At 63.4% G+C, this 20,379-nt stretch carries 15 protein-coding genes; 3 read left to right on the top strand and 12 right to left on the bottom strand.

What is annotated here, in order from left to right; genetic code table 11:
• Nucleotides 1-68: 68 nt before the first annotated feature.
• The 8 genes from NQL71_RS12660 to NQL71_RS12625 form a co-directional block, all read right to left on the bottom strand.
• Nucleotides 69-602 (bottom strand): response regulator, encoded by a 534-nt coding sequence (locus NQL71_RS12660; RefSeq protein ID WP_248687596.1) that lies wholly within the window; start codon nt 600-602, stop codon nt 69-71.
• A gap of 219 nt (nt 603-821) precedes the next feature.
• The gene (locus NQL71_RS12655) at nt 822-1,775 is read right to left on the bottom strand and encodes a peptidylprolyl isomerase (RefSeq protein WP_077182960.1); all 954 of its coding nucleotides are present in this window, start codon (nt 1,773-1,775) and stop codon (nt 822-824) included.
• Nucleotides 1,776-1,789: 14 nt separating this feature from the next.
• Nucleotides 1,790-3,340: a cytochrome c/ABC transporter substrate-binding protein gene (locus tag NQL71_RS12650; RefSeq protein WP_248687598.1), complete on the bottom strand. Its 1,551-nt coding sequence runs from the start codon at nt 3,338-3,340 to the stop codon at nt 1,790-1,792.
• A 9-nt stretch (nt 3,341-3,349) separates the two neighbouring features.
• On the bottom strand, nt 3,350-3,982 hold the full coding sequence (locus tag NQL71_RS12645) for an SCO family protein (RefSeq protein ID WP_046815457.1): 633 nt from the start codon (nt 3,980-3,982) through the stop codon (nt 3,350-3,352).
• The gene (locus tag NQL71_RS12640) at nt 3,979-4,647 is read right to left on the bottom strand and encodes an SCO family protein (RefSeq protein ID WP_274642723.1); all 669 of its coding nucleotides are present in this window, start codon (nt 4,645-4,647) and stop codon (nt 3,979-3,981) included. Before NQL71_RS12640 ends, NQL71_RS12645 begins: the two co-directional genes overlap by 4 nt.
• A gap of 13 nt (nt 4,648-4,660) precedes the next feature.
• Entirely contained in the window at nt 4,661-6,613 is a 1,953-nt protein-coding gene (locus NQL71_RS12635; RefSeq protein ID WP_274642722.1) for a YncE family protein, read from the bottom strand.
• Between the two features lie 153 nt (nt 6,614-6,766).
• Nucleotides 6,767-12,592: a manganese-oxidizing multicopper oxidase MnxG gene (gene mnxG, locus NQL71_RS12630; protein WP_274642721.1), complete on the bottom strand. Its 5,826-nt coding sequence runs from the start codon at nt 12,590-12,592 to the stop codon at nt 6,767-6,769.
• A gap of 205 nt (nt 12,593-12,797) precedes the next feature.
• Nucleotides 12,798-13,406: a lytic transglycosylase domain-containing protein gene (locus tag NQL71_RS12625; RefSeq protein WP_046815461.1), complete on the bottom strand. Its 609-nt coding sequence runs from the start codon at nt 13,404-13,406 to the stop codon at nt 12,798-12,800.
• A 206-nt stretch (nt 13,407-13,612) separates the two neighbouring features.
• On the opposite strand from NQL71_RS12625, the gene gspG reads away from it, so the two are divergent.
• The 3 genes from gspG to NQL71_RS12610 all read left to right on the top strand — a co-directional run bounded on the left by gspG (nt 13,613) and on the right by NQL71_RS12610 (nt 15,999).
• Nucleotides 13,613-14,062: a type II secretion system major pseudopilin GspG gene (gene gspG / locus NQL71_RS12620; protein WP_046815462.1), complete on the top strand. Its 450-nt coding sequence runs from the start codon at nt 13,613-13,615 to the stop codon at nt 14,060-14,062.
• 14 nt (nt 14,063-14,076) lie between these two features.
• Entirely contained in the window at nt 14,077-15,264 is a 1,188-nt protein-coding gene (locus NQL71_RS12615; RefSeq protein ID WP_274642720.1) for a type II secretion system F family protein, read from the top strand.
• A 150-nt stretch (nt 15,265-15,414) separates the two neighbouring features.
• Entirely contained in the window at nt 15,415-15,999 is a 585-nt protein-coding gene (locus NQL71_RS12610) for a hypothetical protein (protein ID WP_274642719.1), read from the top strand.
• Between the two features lie 120 nt (nt 16,000-16,119).
• Here the strand turns inward: NQL71_RS12610 and NQL71_RS12605 are convergent, their stop codons facing one another.
• From NQL71_RS12605 to NQL71_RS12590, 4 genes are all read right to left on the bottom strand, one after another.
• Nucleotides 16,120-17,004 (bottom strand): LysR family transcriptional regulator, encoded by an 885-nt coding sequence (locus tag NQL71_RS12605; protein WP_077182952.1) that lies wholly within the window; start codon nt 17,002-17,004, stop codon nt 16,120-16,122.
• A gap of 107 nt (nt 17,005-17,111) precedes the next feature.
• The gene (gene ycaC / locus NQL71_RS12600) at nt 17,112-17,738 is read right to left on the bottom strand and encodes an isochorismate family cysteine hydrolase YcaC (protein ID WP_046815465.1); all 627 of its coding nucleotides are present in this window, start codon (nt 17,736-17,738) and stop codon (nt 17,112-17,114) included.
• A 35-nt stretch (nt 17,739-17,773) separates the two neighbouring features.
• Nucleotides 17,774-19,612 carry an amidohydrolase gene (locus tag NQL71_RS12595; RefSeq protein WP_166621124.1) on the bottom strand — a complete coding sequence of 613 codons (1,839 nt, stop codon included), beginning with the start codon at nt 19,610-19,612 and terminating at the stop codon, nt 17,774-17,776.
• The gene (locus tag NQL71_RS12590; RefSeq protein ID WP_046815467.1) at nt 19,609-20,211 is read right to left on the bottom strand and encodes an antibiotic biosynthesis monooxygenase; all 603 of its coding nucleotides are present in this window, start codon (nt 20,209-20,211) and stop codon (nt 19,609-19,611) included. Before NQL71_RS12590 ends, NQL71_RS12595 begins: the two co-directional genes overlap by 4 nt.
• Nucleotides 20,212-20,379 lie beyond the last annotated feature (168 nt).

Genomic DNA, 20,379 nt, shown 5'->3' with positions numbered 1-20,379 from the left:
CCCGGGGCTTAGAGCCCTGTCGGCGCGGCGAGCAATTGCGGCATGTACCGCAGCCTCTTGTCGCGCCATTACTCCCCGGTGAGCAATTGTTCGTCGTCTGGCGCTGTGGAGGCCGAGGTACTTCGTCGGCGATCTGCTAGCACCCAACTACCGTCGTACAACTGCAGCGGGAAACTCTCGGTCCTGCTCTGGCGTCGTTCGACAAAGCCTTCGGAACGGCTCACCGCTGCGTTGGGTTCGCGCTGCCTCCCCAGAAGATCGAGCACTGCACGGGCCAGTTCCGCCAATGGAAAGGGTTTGAACAGGATGTGGCTGACTCCCAGTTGCCGGGCCCGCTCGCAAACCTCTGCGGTGGGGTGCCCTGTGATCAGCACAAAATGACACTTCCTGTTCTGGCGGACGGCATCGAGCACCTCAAAGCCTTCCATATCGGGCAAGCGGTAATCGAACACCATCACATCGGGTGCGAAGTCGCCAGCTTCAGCGATTCCTTGCGCACCGTCGTGAGCAATCCGGACTTCCAACCCTTGCGCCTGCAGGTAACCCTGGAGGTTTTCTGCAAGAAGTTGTTCGTCTTCAACAACCAGTACTTTGTTTAACAAGGTGGACTCCTTGAACCGCAGGTCCGAGAACCGAACCTGGCGGAGTGCGCGCCTTGATAGGGCTAACGCACACTTCATGCCAGGCTGAGCGCCGGTAATTTTATGTATTCATGTCCTTGAATTTAAACGCAATGCCTTTGCGTCCACATTCCCTACCCCCAAAAACGGGGGAAAGCGAACGGATGTGCAGCGAAGCATTCCCCCACTGTTGGGGAAAGCTCATTGATCGTCAATTCTTTCGATGCTGTTGCTTGCGCGCAGCTGCGCCAATGCCTGCAGACGCGCCTGGACCTGTTTCTGTCGGGCAAGGTAGGCCCGAACCATTTCAAGTCCCTGCTCCTCTGTGACATCGGAAGCCTCCATTCGGTTCTCTAACAAGATCAAGTGCCAGCCAACCGCCGTGCGTACCGGCTCGCTGATTGCCCCGGGTTTGAGGGCAAAAGCCGCGGCTTCGAACTCCGGCATCATGCGACCACGGGCAAAGTAACCCAGGTCGCCGCCTGCGCTGGCCGAAGCATCTTCGGAGCCGGTTCGGGCCACGCTGGCAAAATCGGCGCCCTCACGGACACTCGTGTGCAATGTCTGCAAGCGTAGTCTCGCGGCTTCGACAGTGGAAGCATCGGCACCCTGAGGCACTTTGACCAGGATATGCCTGACCCGGATTTCCTCGGGCCGGCTCATCTCGGCGCGGTGTTCCTGATAAAACGCCCGCACCTGTTTTTCGTCGGGCTCATCGACCTGGGTCAGTACTGCGAACATCTGCTGCGCCGCCAGATCACGGCGGGTGTACTCGATATAGGCAGCCTCATCGAAACCGGCATCTTCCAGACGCCGGGCGAACACCTGCGGGCCACCCATGGCCTGGCGGGTCTGTTCGACCTGGTCTTGCACCGCGGCATCGCTGATCACTACCCCGCGCTTGAGCGCTTCCTGCCAAAGCAGTTCCTTGTCGATCAACGCGTCCAGCGCCGCCTTGCGCAGTTGTTTGTAGGCGCTGGGGCTGCGGATGCTGGCGACCGCACGGCCCTGATCCTCCAGGTATTCGGCGAAATAGCGCTCCAGGCGCAGCTGGGATATTTCCTCGCCATTGACCCTGGCCACGGCCGCGCCATTGCTGCAAAACGCGGCGGGCACCCACAAGGTCAACAGCACCAATACAGTCGCGAGTTTCATCTTCGGCCTCCGGATCAGGGCATGGCGGCAATGGGTTTGTAGGGGGCGACCAGGTAGAAGCGCTGGTCGGGCAGGTCTACGGTGACCACATGGGCGCCACTCAGGCCCAGGCGGCGGCCCGGCCCGAAACTGATCAGCGGGGTCAGGCCGGTATCGAAGTCGTGCAGGCCTTCCAGGGCACTGATGAGTTTTTCCCGGCTGGCATCGCGCCCCGCCTGTTTCATGCCCTCGCTGAGCAGCAGCATCGAACTGTAGGCCCCGACCTGCAGCACCGCGTGCTCGCCGCCGAGCTTCTGGCGTTCGCGCAATTGAGTCAGGGCGGTGCGCCCGGTCCTCGTCCAGTCGCTGGGCACGAACGGATACGCGAGGAACACCCGCCGGGAAAACCCGCTGGGCACCTGCATCAGGTCCCCCGCCACCTGGTTGGAGGCAGCGAACAGATAGGGCACCTGGCCCGCGGTCTGCAAACGCGCGGCCAGGCGGCTGAACCCGCCACTGCTGCCCATGTAGAACACCGAGCGCGAGCCCAGCGGCAACTCGTCCTGCGCCGTCTCGTAGGGTTGCAGGCGCACTTTCTGCCAGGCGTTGTCCTGCAGGTACTGGGCCAGTTTCTCGGCTGCCAGCCGCTGGCCCGGCTCGTTCGGGTAGGCGATCAGCGTCGGACCTTGCAGCACGCGCAGACTGGTGGCGGCGTAGTTGGCCAGGGCAATCATCTGTTCGCGCAGCCCCGGCAGCGGTTCGAAAATCTGCCGGCTGGCCTGGGCCGTGCCTTGCAACGACAGCGGCCCGATCAAGGGCACGCCGGCCTGTTCCAGGCGTGGGGCCAATTCGGCATCCAGTGCCGGCACCAGCGGTGCGACCAGGGCGAACACCTGTTCCTGTTCGATCAATTGGTCGAGCGCATGCTCGGCACTGACACGGTCGGGGCCTGGGTCAAGAATGGTCAGGCGCAACTGCCGGCCATGAATGCCCCCCGCTTCGTTGATCCGCGCCACGCTGCCCCGCAGCACCGCCGCCACGGTGGCGCCTTCCTCGCCCAGCACGCCGGTGCTCGGCAGCAAGGTGCCCAGGTGCAGGCTGTCGGGGCTCAGGCCCGGATCGCGCTCGTCGGCCAGGCGCTTGAGGTACGCCGTCAGGTGGCGTTGGTCGCTCATCGACAGGACGAACCGCGGCATCGCCGAATCGAGGCGGTTGTTGCCCGGGTCACGCCCTTCCTGGACCGCACGGGCAAGAGTGCCCTCGGTATAGGCCGGGTAGGCACGGCCGTTGATCTGCTGTTGTCCGTAGGTGCTGGTCAGCCGTGACCAGCTCAGGTCGGGCGGGCGCACCCCGCCCTCCGGGCGCCCCAGGCCATCGCTGCCGTGGCAGTTGGCGCAGGGCACGCTGGTGGCCGGCAGGAGCATGCCCGCCGCCCCGATCCGGGCCATGATCGGCTCGCCGCTGGCGGACACACCCTCGCGGTACAGCCGTTTGCCGGCGCTTTCGCTGGGCGTCAGGGTTAATGCCTGGGCGCTCAGGCTGATGCCGCCGAGGATAAGCAGGCCGAGGATCAGGGCGCTTTTCATGGCCCGGACTCAACGACCGGCAACCGGCATTGCCAACAGCTGCAAGCGCTGGGCAATGGCGGCGGCCGGGGCATCGGGACGGATCTTGCTCCAGCGCTTGTTCGCCACGTCACCGACGATCAACTGGGTGGAGTGCTGCTCGGGGGACGGAATGACCTGGCCAACGCGCCCCAGGACCAGGTCCATCTGCGCTTTGTCGCCGGTAAGAAAAAGCCAGTGGGGCTCATCGACGCCCTGCTTCAAGGTATAAGCCTTGAGTACCGCCGGGGTGTCCCGCAGCGGATCACTGGTAAGGGAGATAAAGGTGATGCCGTCCGCCTTGTCGCCCAGCACTTCGCGCACTTGCTTGAGCTTCTGGGTGATCAACGGGCAGGCATCGGTGCAATGGGTGAAAATCACATTGAGCAGCACCACGCGGTCTTGCAGCGCGTCGCTGTAGAAACGCAGGGTATTGCCGTTCTGGTCCTGCAACGGCGTGTCGGTGAACCAGGTCTTGGCATCGCGGGTGCCTGTGGTCGGCTGGGCGGCGGCCACCGCCGTATCGGCGGCAGGCGCCGCTGGCGCATGTCCTTCGTGAGCCATGACCACGGTGCTTGCGAGGCAGGCGCAGACGCTCAGGGCGATCCAGTCGAGTAGTTTCATGGCTGATGCTCCATCGCGATGGCGGTGTGTTTGGCGTGGGCGTTGCGTTCACCGCTGAGCTTCTCCACCTGACGGGTCAATATGCTCGGATCGGTGAAGCCGTAGTAGCGGGTCCAGTGGCGGCTGTTGCCGTCCCCCACCAGGATCAGCGGTGCATGATTCTTGAAGTCGCCACTGAAGCTGCCCAGGCCCTTGAGGGTTTCGTTGACCGACTGCGTGGAGCCGGTCAGCCAGCTCCAGCCCGGGCCGTTCTGGAACGCGCGGGCGTAGTCGTTCAGGCGCCTGGCATCATCGCGTTGCGGGTCGATGCTGATCGACACCAGTTGCACCTCGCTGCCGACCCGTGCACCCAGCTGCTTCTGCACCTTGCCCATGATCGAGGACACCACCGGGCAGACCGTGGTGCAACTGGTATAGATGAAGCTCATGACCACGATCTTGTTGGCCACCAGGTCTTTTTCCAGGCGCACGGTCTTGCCGTTCTGGTCCACCAGCGCGACGTCGGCAAACTTGACCTGCGCGGTCTCGGAGCTGGCGTTTTTTGCCGCCTGGGTGTGGCCGGCATGTTCGTCGGCGGAGTGGGCCAGGGCCTGGCCGATAGCTAATTCCAACGAGCAGGCCAACAGGCAGATCGTCAGCAGTCCATGATGTGCGAATCGGTTCATGTCGATGTCCTCTTCAATGAGCAAGGCCAGGGGTCACCCGAACGCTGGCAAAAGTCTGATCGTCGAAACTCGCCCCCAGGGACGCCGCACGCACGTGCAGGTACCAGGCACCTCTCTGGTCGAGGGTGACCGGGGCTTCGTAGATTCCATTGCCCACGTCCACAGCCGCGACGAGCCGAGGCCGTGCACTCGGCGCCAGGAAGTAGCGCACCTGCACGTCCTTGACCCCACTGCGCTGGACCTTCTGCTTGCCCTGGACGATGCGAAAACGCACGACATAGGGACTGCCCAGGGCGGCCGTGGATTTATCGAGCAGGAACTCCACCTTCGGCACGCCGGCGCCAGGTTCAAGGCTGCTGTTCGTCTCAACCACGGCGCTGAAGCAATGGATGATGTTGGGCTGATTGAGCAGGAACGCCACGTCGAAACGCCCGGCTGCCGGCAGCTTGATCCTCGAGCTGTAAACCCCCGGCTCGACTTCGCGCAGGCTGCGGTCGATGACCAGTGCCGCCCGCGCCACTTGCCCGCGATTGGGGTAGCCCGACATCGGCGCGTTCATGCCTTCGGCGTAGAAGTAGGTGGTGTTGTCCACCGGGTTGACCACGAACACCGCGTTGTCGTCCCGCGACACCGCCAGGCTCGACGCCAGCGGCAGGTCACCGGCCAGCCGTGGCGGCTGCGGTCCGGCTTCGAAGCCCTGGGTGATCGGTTTGCGGCCTTCACCGAGGGACGCCAAATTGATCATCGTGACTTTGGCCGAAGCCAGTCCGCGCACGTAGGCATAGGCCTTGGTGAACACCACCTGGTAGGGCTCGGCGGACACGTCCAGTTCATGGATCAGCGCATCGTTGGCCGCGTCGATCACCGCGACCTGATTCTCCAGGGTATTGAGCACGATGCCGAAACGGCCGTCGGCGCTGAAGCCCATGGGGCCCAGGCCCTGCTTCGTCTTGATCACCCGTCGCACCGACTGGCTTACGGCATCGACCACGGTGACCGTACCGTCCTTGCCATCGCTGACATAGGCCGCGCCGGACAACGGCGAGTACACCACCGACAGCGGGTGCGAACCGGTCTTGAGCTGCTTGGCGATGGTCAGGGTGGCAACGTCGATGATGCTCAGGGTACCGTCGTCGCGGTTGGTGACAAAGGCGAAGCGGCTGTCCTTGCTGAAGGCGATCTCGTGGTGGCCGCTGCCGGTGGCCAGGTGCTTGAGGGGTTTGAGGCTGGCGGTGTCGATCACCGTGACCCCGGAAAGCTCGGCCGAGGGGGCATTGTTACCGACCCACAGCAGGCGCTCGTCCGGTTGCAAGGCCACGCGCACCGGATTACTGCCGGCGGCCACCGAGTCGAGCAACTTGAATTGCTCACTGTCGAGCACCGCGACCTCACCCGCCGTCGGCATCGACACGAATACCCGCTTGTTGTCCCTGGGGGTGACCCAGTCCATCGGCGGTTGCTTGATGTCGATGCGGGTCATGGTGCTGGTGATGCCACCCACCGAGACCGACGGGTCGACCACCGAGACGCTGGCGTCGCGGTTCATCACCATCAGGAAGTAGCTGTTGAGATCGAGCTGCGGCCGTGCGCCGATGCTCGACTTGAGGAACACCCCGACCCGGGCCTTGCAGCTCTGTTCGCGGCCCTGGGCCTGGTCGGCGGCGACGGTTTCGGGGTCGATCCAGGCACCGGGGGCGATGCCCGCCAGCGGCTGGCCGGACGCCTTGTCGGTGACCTTGAAACGCACGTCGGCAAATTCACCCTCGCGCAGTACGCCGCCTGCGGTAAGCGGCCGAACCTCGAGGGCCACCGACACGCCGTCGCGTTCCAGCGTCTGGTCGCTCCAGGTGTCGGGCAGCGCGATTTCGCTGAGCAGGGTCGGAGGCGACGTGCGCCACACCCCGAGCCAGATCAGCGCAACCCCGACGATCAGCGCGACACTGGCGATTTTGATGGTCCTGTTCATGTCACTCTCCCCTTCAGATCTATCCCTGCCTCCACCACCCACCCCTGTAGGAGCTGGCTTGCCAGCGAAGGCGTCAGCACATCCAGCATTGATGTGTCTGACTCTCCGTCTTCGCTGGCAAGCCAGCGCCTACAGGGGTTGCGTTTGCCTGCCCTATGGCGCTGGCGCCGGTTCCAGTTCGTTGGTCACCCGTAACAGTCCCCACAACCCGGAGGTGTTGCCGTAGGCGCCGTAGTCGCGGAACAGGTAGTCACCCGGTATCGCATTGACACCCCCGGCGCTCGGCAGCATGAAACTGAAGTGCGCTGCCGGCAGGACGCTCTCGCGGGCGCCGATGTACATCGACATCGGGTTGTAGCCGAACTTCACCGAACCCACGCCAGGGGTGCCCATTGGGTAGCCACCGGTATCGCTCTTCTCCGACAGGAACGGGTTGTTCGACCAGACGTGACCGTCCAGCTGGAAGGTCGTGCCGCGACTGCCACCGGTAGGCATCAGGATGTGCGTGCGGAACGGCTGCCCAGGCTTGGCGTACAGCACTGGCGTCTGCGGATCACCCCCCACCAGCGCATTGCTGTAGGCCATGTGCGCGTTCACCATGTCGCCGTAGCCCGCGCCATCGGCATGGCCGAACGGTGCATCCGGGGCCAGGCCGAAGCGGAACCACATCGGTTCGGTCCTGTAGTTGATGGCCATGCTGGAGTTGTCCTGCGGATCGGTCGGCACGCCGAACCCTTCCGCGGCAATTCCTTCCACTGGCCGACCATTGGCCCAGCGAATGTTCAAGGCTTTCTGCCAGACCATCGCAAAGTCGCGGTAGCTGGTTTGCCCCGGTGCGGTGACCGTCGCATTCACTTTGCGCGTGTCGTCGACCCAGGTGGCGCCCACTGGCAGGATGCTCATCGCCCCAGCCAGGCCTTTTTGCGACTGCTTGATCACGTCCGCCGGGGTGATGTTCAAGCCACCGAACTCGATCGCCGTGGCATTGATGTTGTCGACGTTGCGCCCCAGTTGCGTGATCGGTTTGCCTTCACGCTCCAGGTGCCCGGCGTAGTACTGGTAGGTACGGGTTGGGTAGGCACCGCTGCTGCCGACTCGCGGCGGCACGGTCTGGGTCGGGTTGGCGCCGACGTTGGTGCCGTCGGATTTGGTGATGTCGTACGCCAGCAATTGCGCGTGCAGACCCACGTGGCTCGACGGCCGCATCAGGTTGTTGCTGAAGGTGGTCGAACCGCTGCCGCTGTTGCGATCGCGCTTGACCATGCCTTGCATCACCGCGGTCTGGGTCAGGTCCGGCATCACGCTCGGCAGACGGTTTTCCAGGGTGACGTTGATGCAATCACCGGCCGCTGCGCGCAGCACCAGAGGTTCGACAGGCACGCCGGGCTTGAGCTTGCCGGTGGTAGGGTCGAGGTCGGCCTTGCGCACATACAGGATCGCGGTCGGGTCATGCAGCGGCCCGCTTTGCCCGCCGATGGTGATGGTTTCACCGTCTTCAGGGTCGGTCACGGTGACCTGCGGGATGCTCACGGTGCGCGAGTTGAAGACCAGGGTACCGCCGGCCGGATTCAGCGGCCCGCCGACATGCTGGCCGAGTCCTGCCGGATCACCGATGGTCAGGCCCAGCGGATTGCCGAGGATGTCGTTGGCCAGCGCCGCCACCACTTCATAGTTGCGCTGCGGGGTCGGCCGGGTGCCGATGCCGTTGGGGTTGGCGCCGTACCGTGGGCAAACGCCGTCGAAGGCCACGGTGTTGCGCATACCGGTTGGCTTGGCGTTGTTGGGCAGCGCGAACAGATCGCTGCGTTGCGCGGTGTAGTTGCGCATCACGCCCCAGATTCCGCTCCAGTAACCTTCGATCGACGCATCCATCGAGTACAGGTAGTCACCGGTGATGGCCGCCGAGCTGGACAGCATCGACACTGGCGCATTGAAGCCCATCTGCTCGGAGATGCCGATCATCTGCGACGCGCGCCAGCCGGAGTTGGAGCTGTTGCCGAAACCGGAACCGCTTTGCAGCCACTTCACGCCGTGCAGAGTGACGTTGTGCTCCTCTTCGTGGCCGCCGGCATGCACCCGCAGCCGCACGTTGTCGCCGGTGTAGGTGCGCAGCATCGGGGTGAACGGATCGCCAGGCTCGGCGCCGCCCTTGTTGATGTGTGGCGGGAACAGCGTGGTACCGCCAGTGGGGCCGGTGGCCGCGGTGATCAGGTTCGGCGCCAGGTTCATCGCCGGGATCGCACGGTCGGTACGGCTTTGCATGGCGTACGCCAGGTCGCCGCCCAGGCCATCGGCCTGCATGCCGCGCTTGCCGTCCGGGCCGACCTTGTTCGGGTCGTACACCCGCAGGGCCAGCGGTTCGTTGCGGTAATTGACCACGAACATGCCCGGGTCATCCACCGAGATGGCTTGTGGGCATGGCCGGCTCGGGCAGCCGGGCACCATGCCGCCCTGCACTTCGATAATGCCGTCCAGCAAGGTGCTGGCGTTGTTGCGCACTGGCGGGTTGATGGCGTAGCGGAAGCTGTCGGCGGTGGCCGGGAAGCCTTGCGCATTGGGTTTGCCGTCAGGACCGGCGCCCACGTACACACCGGCTTCATAGGCGTGCTGGAAGTCGCTGTATTCGAGGAAGAACTCGCGGAAGCTGTCGTTCTTGCCGTCGCCGTCGATGTCACCGGTGGAAATCACCGCTTGCCACGAAGTCGGCCCGCCGTCCTGGCGCGCGCCACTGTACAACGGCTCGCCGGTTTCGGCGTGGAACCAGGTGGAACCGGCAGGTTCTGCCAGTACGGTGGCATACAGGCCAATCTGTTGGTGAGTCGATGGGCCGAGGTGGTCGTGGGTAAAGATGGTGCCCAGGCCACGGTCGACGCCTTTGGCGTTGACCACCGGGTCGACGAACCAGCGCTGCATGGCCGTGCGTGCGCCGACCCAGTCGGCCCGGCCAAATTGACCGAAGTACGGATGGTTCTTGGCTTTCGGGCAGGCTGGCGTGCCGTCGCGTGGATCGCTGCCTTCGCACTGGTTGAACTCGCGGATGGCATGGATGCGCTCTTGCACCGCACCCGGGGAGAGCACACCGTCTTCGTAGTTCCAGCCGTTGGACGAGCCGTCGGCCGACACCAGGTCCCACTTGGGCAGGTGAATGTGCTGGCCGATCACATCGGTCGGCGTGCGCACCTGATAGTCGTCCATCTCATAGGTGGCCGGCACCAGGTTGGTTTGCTGGTACTGCACGCAATCGAAGGTGTTCATGCGCATCACCAAAGGTTCTGGCGGACGCTGCTTGGTGATCACCGGCCAGGCGTCTTCCCAGAGTGCCAGGATGCGCGCTTGCGGAAAGTGGTAGCCGACCTTGTTGTACACCGCGTCGAACTGGATGTTGGCCGCCTTGTAGATGCGCGGGCGGTCGGCGGTGAAGCTCGAGGAGCCGATGAATGACATGCCGTCGGGCCGCTCGCCACTGTTGAATTCACCGGTGCCGGCGCTGCTGCTCAGGCGTTTTTGCCGGTCGTCCATGCAGGGTTCGTAGAACGGCGCACCGGCCATCGGCAAGGCGCCGTTGGTGCGGAAAGGCCGTGCGACGATCTGGTTGCCCGGCAGCAGGGCGAAGCTTGGGTGATCCTTCTTGGCGTGGAAGGCCATGGCCGCCTGCTCGACTTCGGTGCCCTCTTCCGGCAGGTAGATCGGCTTGGCGCGGGTCACTGTCTTGGAGAAATCCAGCGAGGTGGTAATGGTCTCGGCCTCGCCACCGGCAGACACGCCGTCCAGCGCATGGCGACCCAGGCCGCCGTCCCAGCCACCGGACTGCGCCGGGTCAAGGTTGGCCCACAGGGCTTTGCCCGTGGCTTTCAGGGCTTGCGCCGAGGCCGCGTCGAGCATGTCCAGCGGCGGAGTCGGTGGGCGTTGGCCGACCGAGCTTTCCATGCCGCCGATCCAGAATGGATAACCCGGGTTTTTCAGGGTGCCGTCGGCGTTGCGGTTGGCTTCGCTGCGATCGACCAGGGCCAGGGAACCGATGGCCTGGGCGCCGCCGCTGCCACCATGGTGCTCACCGTCATCGTCGCCCTCTTCTTCATCATCGTCATCGTCGTTGGCGGCCACCAGGGTCTCGCCGATTTTCGGTACCACGGCGACTTTGCCTGGCATAGGCGCCATGGCTTTGCCGGGCAGCGGCACCACCGCCGGGATCGGCGTGCCGGCGACGATTTCGCCATCGGGCAAGGCCCGTGCGCCCGCCGCGGGTTTACCGCTGCGCAAGGCGTAGGGCTCGCTGTGGTAACCGTCGTTGCCTTGTTGCGACACTTCAAGCTGGGTGCCTTCTTCGAACACATCGTGCACCCGCCACATGGCCCACATGCCTTGGGCGAAGTGCGGGTAGAAGTGGCAGTGATAGATCGCATCGCCCGCGACCCGGTTGCGGTTGCCCGAACCGCCGTTGGCGATTTCATAGGTGTAGCCGGCACCCGGGCCGATGCCCTGGGCGTCTACATAATCGGAATTGTCATCGTTGGGATTGAACAGCCATTGATGCCCGTGCAGGTGGAAGATGTGCTGCTCATGGCCGTTGTGGGTGTTGCGGAACTTGACGAAGTCACCGATGTAGCTGTGGTTGACGTTGGACGGCTCGGACGGATAGAGCGCCATGGTCGCCTTGACGCCCACCTGATCGGCGGTCGGAGTCTGGCCGGGGGTGATGCCTTCGAGGCCGGCGTTGGCCGGTACGTCCACCAACATCGCCACGTCGCCGACGGTGTGTGAGCTGAGGAAAAATTCTTCGTAGGCGCAGGACAGGCAATCGTGCATCGGACCTACGCCGAGACGGTTGGCCACCACTTCGGCACCCATGCCGCCGGAGCCATAGTTGATCATGAACGAATCGCGGGTCGGCTCCAGCACGTGGGCCATCACCGGGTCGGCCCAGTAGGCGGGGAACGCCTGGGTCGCGGCGGTTTCGTCCTGGAACTGCGAGGCGAAATCGCGGAACGGTTCCAGCCGATTGGGAATCGCCGGGTTGCGTTTGCCCACCGCTTCCAGCGGATAGGTCGAGGCCGGGAAGCTGCCGTCGGCGTTGCTGCCCATGACGATCGCATCGCTCTCGCTGGAAATGATTTCATTGCCGTCGACCATATTGATGATTGGCGTACCGGCCTTGCCTTCACGGATCCACGGTTCGCGTTGCGGGAAGCGCGCCTGGTAATCGACGATCGGCTGACCGGCCGGGGTGCGCCCGGTGGTCGCCAGGCGCATTTCTTCTTCGGTTACGGTATTGCGGTAACTGCGACCGCCCTTGGGCAGCACCACCACCTGGCCGAACAGACCGTTGGCAACGTTGCCAGCCGCACCTTCGCCACCGAAGGTTGCGCCACGGCTGCTGGCGGCGAACACCCCTTCACGCTCGGCGTACAGGGTGTAGGAACGGCTGCCACCCGGAGCGATCAGGCTATTGGCATTGCGTCCGGTGAACGAAGCGATGTCGTCGATGCTGTTGACCGCTTGCATGCCGTTGACCTGGAAACCGACATGGCGGTCGGCGACTTGCTCGTCGACCTTGAAATTCTGGTTATTGCCAATTTCGATGCCTTCCTCTTCCTCGCCACCTTCATGGGAACCGGGGTTGGCCTGATAGGCCAGCAGGTTCTGCAGATTGATGGTCAGGCAGTCACCGGCGGCCACCCGCAGCACCAGCGGACGCGGACGCTTGTCGGGACGCAGCGAGACCTTGCCCGGCACCGCCGCACCGCCCTGGGCGAGTGAGATGTCATGGTCATCGACCACATCGCGGCGCAGGGCGAACATCATGCCGTTGACGTTCTGCGCACCGAGCCGGTTGAACATCAGCGGCTGGTCCAGCGCCACGACATTGGCCACCAGGTTGCGCTCACATCGCGCAGAGGCTTCGGCGAATTCGATGCCGAACACTGATGCGGCCAGCAGCAGCAAGGAAAGGACGGATGGAGCGTGGAATATGCCGGTCATGATCACGGGCCTCGCTGTGGGCGCTCACAGGGAATAATTCTCGACAAAACCCTTTGAGCAATCCGCATGCCATAAAAAAAATATCGTTTTTTCAAACAGTTACAGCTTCCACTTAATTCATCGGGGGATATTCCCCAGTAATTCCCCACTTTTTCGCCGGGGCCACCATGCCCCAATGTTGGGGAAATCCGCCCCGGCTGTTCGGTCACAGCGGGGCATCCGCCGCCAGCCCCTGCAAACGCCGGTACTGGCGCAGCACGTTGGGCACATAACGCTGGGTTTCGGCGAACGGCGGAATCACCCCGCCACGGCTGAGCACCGCTTGCGGGCCGGCGTTGTAGGCGGCCACGGCGAGGGCGATGTCGTTGTCGAACAGGGTCATCAGGCGCTTGAGATAGCGGGCGCCGCCCTGGATGTTGGCCTTGGGGTCATAGACGTTTTTCACCCCCATTTCCCGGGCGGTGTCGGGCATCAACTGCATCAGGCCACCCGCGCCCGCGGGCGATACGGCACTGGCGTTGTAGCTCGATTCGGTCTGGATCACCGCGTGCAACAGCGCCGCCGGCAACTGGTTGTCCGTGGCGGCCTTGGAGACCAGCTCGGCGTAAGGGCGCGCGGCGATCATTTGCGGCTGCTGATCAAGACTGACCACCGCGGCTTCGACGTCCCGCACCACCCTTTCGTAGTGGCGGCCGGGGCGATGGACGTTGGACAGGACGTAGTCGCCCTTGGCGTCCTTGGAAACGAACACATCGGCCTGGACAGCGCCGGCCAGCAGCATCATGCCAAGCAGTCCTGTAGTGAGGATTTTCATTGTTCTACCTCCCCTGACCGGCCCCGAAAAATGGGGGTAATGCCCCAATGGACGGTCGCGTATCAGCCATACGCAAGCACTGTGCCGAAAGCGCGAGTGGCCGTAATACGGGGGCTGCACGGGGATGTACGAAGCTTGGGCGGGGCTTTGCATGGCAATTGCATAAGCCATAGGCGCGACCCTTCTGCCGACTGTGTGAGGTCATCATGAAACAGCGTCTGCGTTTCGCCCCGCGTGCTTTTCCCCCTCGAGCCGAGCGCGGGTTCACATTGCTTGAACTGTTGGTGGTGCTGGTGGTGCTGGGGCTGTTGGCCGGCATCGTCGCGCCGAAGTACTTCGCCCAATTGGGCCGCTCTGAAGTGAAGGTGGCCAAGGCGCAAATAGAAGGCCTAGGCAAGGCCTTGGACCTGTACCGGCTGGAGGTTGGCCATTACCCCTCGACTGAGCAGGGATTGCAGGCTCTGGTCACCGCGCCCAGTGACGAAACCCGCTGGACCGGCCCGTACCTGCAGAAAAAACTGCCGCAAGACCCTTGGGGCCGTAACTACAACTACCGCTATCCCGGCGAAAACGGTGAGTACGACCTGCTGTCCATGGGCAAGGACGGCCAACCCGGCGGCGAAGGCGAAAACGCCGAAGTCACCAGTTGGCAATGACGGGAATGGCGACCATGCGTTTTCACCTCAAAGCGGTCGGCAAGGCCGGTGTGGTTTCAATGACTGTCGAGGCGCCGGGTGACAGCGAAGCCCGGCGCATCGCCGAAGACCAGGGCCTGCGCGTGCTCAGCCTGCACGCCGAGCGGCACTGGCGGGCGCTGCGCCCCAGGCATCGTGAGACCTTCAACCTGGTGTTGTTCAGCCAGGAACTGACGACCCTGCTCAATGCCGGCCTGCCGTTGATCGATGCGCTGGAAAGCCTGGCGGAAAAAGAAAACGCGCCGCAAGCCCGCAAGACCTTGAGTGAACTGGTGCGCCTGCTTTACGAAGGCAAATCGTTTTCCCAGGCCTTGGGCCAACTGTCGGCGGTGTTCCCACCGCTCTACGTTGCGTTGGTCCAGTCCAGCGAGAAGACCGGCGCAGTGGGCGAAGCCCTGGGCCGATACGTCAGCTATCGCCAACGCATGGACGAGGTTCGCCAGAAGATCGTCAGCGCCTCGATCTACCCCCTGTTGTTGCTGGTGGTGGGCGGTGGCGTGGTGTTGTTCCTGATGGGCTATGTCGTGCCGCGCTTTAGCCTGGTGTTCGAAGGGCTGGGGTCGAACCTGCCGTGGCTGTCGCAGATCCTCATGAGCAGCGGCATGTTCCTGCACGCCCACCAGGGCGAGTTTTTCGGCGCCTTCGCAGCAATCGTCATCGCCCTCGCCTTCCTCCAGCGCCAGCCGGCTTTTCGTCGCGGCCTGGACCACCTGATCGAAAAACTGCCGGCGGTGCATCAACGCATCTTCATGTACGAGTTGGCGCGGTTCTACCGTTCCCTGGGCATCCTGCTGCAAGGCGGGATTCCGCTCGTCACCGCCATGGGCATGGTGCGCAACCTGCTCACCCCGGCCTCCCGAATGCGCCTGGACCAGGCCTGCGAACGGGTGCGCGAGGGGCAATCCCTGTCGACGGCGCTGGAACTCAATCACCTGGTGACCCCGGTATCCCTGCGTCTGCTGCGCGCTGGCGAACAGTCCGGCAACCTCGGACAGATGATGGAACGCAGCGCCGACTTCTACGACGAAGAAATCAGCCGCTGGATCGAATGGTTCGTGCGCCTGTTCGAACCCTTGCTCATGACCTTCATCGGCCTGCTGATCGGGGTGATCGTGATTTTGATGTACATCCCCATATTCGAGCTGGCCTCGAGCATTCACTGACGCCTCTGGGACGGGCCTGGGCGAGAGGTTCCAGTCTTTTTCAGCGTGACAACGAATAAAGCCGGACCTTGGCGTGTTTACCCACTGAATATGGCAGCACGTTGCAATGTTCATCAACGTTCCAACTTGAATTAGAAGACGGAGAACGACATGCACATCAACAAGCTATTACTGGCAGTCGCAATTGGCGCGGTCCTGTCGGCGTCTACCGTACTGATTCCGGACAGCCTGTCCGGGGTATCGAGTGCCCAGGCGAAAGAAGGTGGAAGTGGTGGGGGCGGTGGCGGTGGCGGTGGCGGTCACGGCGGTGGTGGCGGTGGCGGTCACGGCGGTGGTGGTGGCGGTCACGGCGGCGGCAGTGGTGGCGGCGGCGGTCACGGTGGTAGCGGCGGCGGAGGTAATGGTGGTGGCCACGGTGGCGGCGGCGGTCACGGTGGTGGCAGCGGCGGCGGTAATGGCGGTGGCCATGGCGGCAATAGCGCCGGCAGCGGTCATAGCGGCAGCGACCATGCTTCGGGACACGCAGGCAATACAGCCTCGAACTCCGGGCGTAGCAGCACCCACTCCGAACCGGGCGACGACCATGGCGTACATCGCTCCGGCGAAGTCGGTGATGACCATGGGGTTCATCAGGCCGGGCATGACGACAATGGGGTTCACCGCTCCGGCGAAGTCGGCGACGATCGCGGCCTGCATGCTGCGGGCGAACCCGGCGACGACAAACGCGTCAACTGACCTGCTCGAACCCTGTGGGAGCGGGCTTGCTCGCGAAGGCGATGGCACATCCAACAGTGATGTCGCCTGACACTGCGCCTTCGCGAGCAAGCCCGCTCCCACAATTGACCGTGTGTCGATCTACAACACGTCCAGCCGCTCGCGCAGAAACTCGATCAGCGCCTGCACCGGTCGCGACGCCTGGCGATGTTGCGGATACACCGCCGACAGCGTCAGCGGCTCGGGACAAAACTCATCCAGCACCGTTACCAACCGACCATCCTTCAACGCCGAACCGACGATAAACGTCGGCAGGTAAGTAATCCCCATCCCGGCAATCGCCGCGTCCTTGAGCAACTCGCCATTGTTGACCCGCATCCGCCCGGTGACGTTGACCATCAGCGGCTTGCCCTGCCCTTCGAAACGCCATTGCACCTGCCGCCCGTGGCCGTACGGCAGGCAGTCATGCTGGTGCAACGCTTCAGGTTTGACTGGCGTGCCGCGCTCAGCCAGGTAAGCCGGGCTGGCGCAGTACACTCGCTGGATGGAAGCGATGCGCCGGGCAATCAACGTCGAATCTTCCAGCGTGCCGATGCGCAGGGCCAGGTCGTAACCTTCGCCAAGCAAATCCACCGACCGATCGCTCAGGTCCACCTCCGCCGTGACGTCAGGGTAGCGCTGTAAAAACTGCGGTAGCAGGCACCCCAGGTGCGCCAACGCAAACGACAGCGGCGCACTCACGCGAAGGGTGCCGCGCGGTTCGGTGGTCTGCCCGGCGATGCCCTGCTCCACCTGCTCGACTTCGCCCAGCAAGCGCAAGGCCGATTCGTAGTAACTCTGCCCCAGCGGGGTGACATCCAGCCGCCTTGTCGAGCGATTGAGCAGCCGCACGCCAAGTCGCGCTTCGAGCTGCATCAGGCGCCGGCTGACGAACTGCTTGGACAAGCCCAGATGATCGGCGGCGGCGGTGAAGCTGCCGGAATCCATCACCTGGCAAAAAATACGCATATCTTCGAACGGGTTCATTGTCATGCCTTGATTGACAGTCACCCGCAGTTATAGCGGCTTATGCTCGTTTCGACACCCTATTCAATGTGTCACGCAAGCCGGGCTCCTACAAGGGTGGTGCGTTATTACTTGGCGGTGAACGTGGTGTAGCTGTTGATCAGGTTGCGGTAGTTCGGAATGCGTTCGGACAGCAGGTTGGCCAGGCCTTCCATGTCGTTGCGCCAGTCGCCCTGCAGCTCGCAAGCCACGGAGAACCAGTTCAGCAGTTGAGCACCGGCGGCGGACATGCGGGCCCAGGCGGCTTGTTGCACGGTGGTGTTGAAGGTGCCGGAAGCATCAGTCACCACGAACACGTCAAAACCTTCGGCCAAGGCCGACAGGGTCGGGAACGCCACGCACACATCGGTGACCACACCGGCAATGATCAGTTGCTTGCGACCGGTGGCCTTCACGGCCTTGACGAAGTCCTCGTTGTCCCAGGCGTTGATCTGGCCGGGGCGCGCAATAAACGGTGCATCCGGGAACTGCGCCTTGAGTTCCGGCACGATTGGACCGTTCGGGCCGCTGTCGAAACTGGTGGTGAGGACGGTCGGCAGATTGAAGAACTTGGCGATGTCGCCCAGGGCCAGCACGTTGTTCTTGAACTCATTGGGCGAGAAATCCTGGACCAGCGAGATCAGGCCAGTCTGGTGGTCGACCAACAACACCACGGCATCGTCTTTGTTCAAGCGTTTGTACGGTACGTTGCTCATGAAAAACTCCTTGATGGATGGTTGTCGCTTATTGATCAGAAGGCAAAACACGAACAGCCAAAGGCACCCCAGAAACCGGCGAAGTCACTGACCGGCGCATTCGACAGCCGCGCCCGCTCATGGCTGTGGGAGTGCACGGCACAAGGCCCGCTGCACTGGTGAACCTGTGCCTGCAACGGCGAATTCGGCCGCCAGTGGCCCGGTACCTTGACCACCGGCGACCAGTCCGGCAGCACCGGCACACTGGCGGGGCCAAGTTTTTCGAAGTCGCCAGCGGCATACACCACCTTGCCGCCGACCACGGTCAGCACCGACTCGATCCACTTGATCGCTTCGTCCTCGACGCTGAAATAGTCCGCGCTCAATGCCGCCACGTCCGCCAATTGCCCGACCTTGATCTGGCCTTTCTTACCCTGCTCGGAGGAGAACCAGGCGCTGCCGTGGGTGAACAGTTCCAAGGCGGTCTGGCGCGACAAGCCCTCGGCGTGCAACGCCAGGCCACCGACGGTGCGGCCGCTGACCATCCAGTACAACGAGGTCCAGGGGTTGTAGCTCGACACCCGCGTGGCATCGGTGCCGGCACCGACCGGTACACCCTCGGCTAACATGCGCTTGATGGGTGGCGTGGCTTCGGCCGCCTTGGCGCCGTAGCGCTCGACGAAATATTCGCCCTGGAACGCCATGCGATCCTGGATGGCGATGCCGCCCCCCAGCGCTCTCACCCGCTCGATGTTGCGCGGGGTGATGGTTTCGGCGTGGTCGAAAAACCACGGCAGGCCATTGAACGGAATGTCGCGATCAACCTTCTCGAACACGTCGAGCATGCGACTGATGGATTCGTCGTAGGTGGCGTGCAAGCGGAACGGCCAACGCTGCTCAACCAGATGGCGCACCACCGGTTCCAGTTCGTCTTCCATGGTTTGTGGCAGGTCCGGGCGTGGTTCGAGGAAGTCCTCGAAATCCGCCGCGGAGAACACCAGCATTTCCCCGGCGCCGTTGTGCCGCAGGTAGTCGTCGCCCTGGTGCAGGGTCACGCTGCCGGTCCAGTTCTTGAAATCGGCCAGCTCTTCCTTGGGCTTCTGGGTGAACAGGTTGTAGGCAATGCGTACGGTCAGTTGCTGGTCCCTGGCCAACTGCTCGATCACCTGGTAGTCGTCCGGGTAATTCTGGAAACCACCACCGGCGTCAATGGCGCTGGTCAGGCCGAGGCGATTGAGTTCGCGCATGAACTGGCGCGTCGAGTTGACCTGATACTCCAGCGGCAACTTCGGCCCCTTGGCCAGGGTCGCGTACAGAATCATCGCGTTGGGCCGCGCCACCAGCATGCCCGTGGGCTCGCCATTGGCATCGCGCACAATTTCCCCACCCGGCGGGTTCGGCGTGTTGCGGGTGTAACCGGCGACCCGCAGCGCGGCGCGGTTGAGCAAGGCGCGGTCGTACAGGTGCAGGACGAACACCGGGGTATCGGGCGCGGCCTGGTTCAGCTCTTCGAGGGTCGGCAGGCGCTTTTCGGCGAACTGGAATTCGTTCCAGCCCCCGACCACCCGCACCCACTGCGGCGTGGGTGTGCGGTCGGCCTGATCCTTAAGCATGCGCAGCGCATCGGCCAGTGAAGGCACGCCTTCCCAGCGCAGCTCGAGGTTGTAGTTCAGGCCGCCACGGATCAGGTGCAAGTGCGAGTCGTTGAGGCCGGGGATCACGCAGCGACCCTTGAGGTCGATCACTTGCGTGCCGGAACCGCGCAAGGCCATGGCCTCGGCATCGCTGCCGACCGCGACGAAGCGGCCCTCGCTGATGGCGACCGCAGTGGCGCGTGGGTTCTCACGGTCGACAGTATGAAATTGACCATTGAACAGAATCAGATCGGCGTTCATCGCGTTTCCTTGGGCGCAGTGGAAGAAGACAGCCAGGGCGCGAACAGACGCGTCGCCATCGGCATGAACAGGTACACCACCGACAGCACGATGGTCAGGGTAATCAGGAATGTCGCAACCACGTAGTTGGACAGCACCGCGTTGAGTTGCAACAACGGGCCCCAGAGCAGCGGCACCAGCAGGGTGTGAGGTAGAATCACCAACAGCGTCACCACGGCCTGCTTCCAGCGCGGCGGTGGCGCAACCGACTCCACCTGCGGGGCGAACCAGAACTCGTTGACCGGGTTGACTTCGGTCTGGTCGCCGTCGGCCAGCATCGGCGTGGCGTCGTTGACCAGCGCCCGGCGTTGCGGCGAATCGAGCCAGCGCTGCATCGCAGAGGTGGAGCAAAATCGCAGGACGCAGGTGTACATATCCAGGCCCGCGTTCTTGCCGCGCATCACATCCACGCCCAAGTGCCCCTCCTGCTGCCCGGCGACACTGACAATGTTGCGCAGCCAGGCTTCGTAGGGCACTTCAAAACCGGCCTTGACCCGGTGTTTGATAACCAGGGTCACGACCTCCTCGAAGGGCGAGTCGAGCACGTTGGAATCAGGCATGGTGGCGGGCTCCGGCGAGACAATATTGGATTGGATAATGCCGGGGCGAGGAAGGAAAAAATTGAATGTACGTGCTGTTTTTGCGATGTACCCCGAATAGATCCCTGTAGGAGCTGGCTTGCCAGCGAAGGCGGTTTTACATTCAACAATGTGCCTGACTGACACACG

Source organism: Pseudomonas serbica, from assembly GCF_028823535.1.
GTDB classification, from domain to species: Bacteria; Pseudomonadota; Gammaproteobacteria; order Pseudomonadales; family Pseudomonadaceae; genus Aquipseudomonas; species Aquipseudomonas serbica.
The sequence above is the reverse complement of the archived record's forward strand: the minus strand, read 5'-3'. Positions and strand labels throughout refer to the sequence as shown.